Source organism: Bradyrhizobium sp. GW821-FHT12B03 (assembly GCF_058807535.1).
The window spans coordinates 1-1,434 of record NZ_JBXAQU010000052.1 but is presented as its reverse complement, the minus strand read 5'-3'; the positions used below and the strand labels follow the sequence as shown (position 1 = coordinate 1,434).

1 protein-coding gene is annotated in these 1,434 nt (G+C 72.9%); it reads right to left on the bottom strand.

All coding sequences use genetic code 11. The features are described 5' to 3' along the window. Window positions 1–1,434, bottom strand: a 1,434-nt coding sequence (locus tag AC1RUR_RS38305; RefSeq protein ID WP_492853335.1) for a SpnB-like Rossmann fold domain-containing protein, incomplete at both ends; no start/stop codon positions are given.

Genomic DNA, 1,434 nt, shown 5'->3' with positions numbered 1-1,434 from the left:
GCAGCTGACCAGCTCGACCGTCTGCGCGCCCAGTGCCTTGAGCTCCGCCACCAGCTCGGAGGCACCCGGCGCGGCCAGGCCGCGGCGCGAGGTCAGCAGCAGATGCCGCACGCCATGCCCGCTCACCAGATGCCGCGCGACTTCGCTGCCGAGCTCGCCCGCGCCGCCCGTGATCAGCACCGTGCCGCCGGCTTCCAGACGCCGCGGCAGCTGCACCACCTGCTTGCCGACGTGACGGCCCTGCGCCATCTGCCGCAGCGCCGCCGGCATCTGCCTGACGTCGTAGGCAACGTAGGGCAACGCCTCCAGCACGCCGTCCGCGAACAGGCCCATGATCTGCTGCAGGAGCGCCGGCATCTGCTCCAGCGCCAGCACGAACGCATGATAGCTCACGCCCCGGTACTTCGCCGCGATCGCGGCCGGGTCGCGCCCGTCGGTGATCCCCATCTCCAGGAACCGGCCGCCCCGCGGCAGCAGCCGCAGCGAGGCATCGACGAACTCGCCGGTCAGCGCATTGAGGACGACGTCGACGCCCTCGCCCCCGGTCGCCGAGCGGAACTGCGTCTCGAAGCTGAGGTCGCGCGAGCTTGCGATGTGCCGGCTGTCCAGCCCCATCCGCGCCAGCACCGGCCATTTGCCCGGGCTCGCCGTACCGTACACCTCCGCGCCAAAATGCCGGCACAGCTGCACCGCCGCCATCCCGACACCGCCGGCCGCCGCATGCACCAGAACCCGATCACCCGGCCTGACCTGCCCGAGCTCCTGCAGCGCATACAGCGCCGTCAGATAGGCCAGCGGGATCGTCGCCGCCGCCTCGAACGACATCCCCGCCGGGATCTTCGCAAGAAGCGCCGCCGGCGTCACCGCGCGCGTGCCGAAGCAGCCGCGCCCGCAGCCGAACACCCGATCGCCAATGCCAGGCGAGGTCACATCCGCGCCGACCGCTTCCACCACGCCGGCAAACTCGAAGCCGATGCCGGGCGAGGCGATCTGCCCCAGCGTGATCAGCACGTCGCGGAAGTTCATGCCGGCCGCGCGCACCGCGACCCGGACTTCATTGGCCGCCAGCGGCTCCGACAGCGCGTCCGCCGCCACCAGGCTGACGCCGTCGAGCCGGCCGGCATCGCTCACCACGACGCGGTAGTCCCGCGCCGAGCCCGGCGCCTGCAATGTGCCCACGCCAGTGCGCATCAGCCGCGGCGCCAGCACCGCGCCGTGCCGCAGCGCCAGCTCAGGCTCCGACCTCGTCGAGGTCAGCTGCGACAGCAGCGTCGCATCCGCAGGCAGCGCATCCAGGTCCACCAGCTGCAGCCGCCGGTCCGGATGCTCCGCCCGCGCGCTCCGCACCAATCCCCATAGCGGCGCCCGCGTCAGTCCGCCGGCGCCCTCGTCCGGACCCGTCGCCACCGCGCCGCGCGTCAGCCACGTCACCTC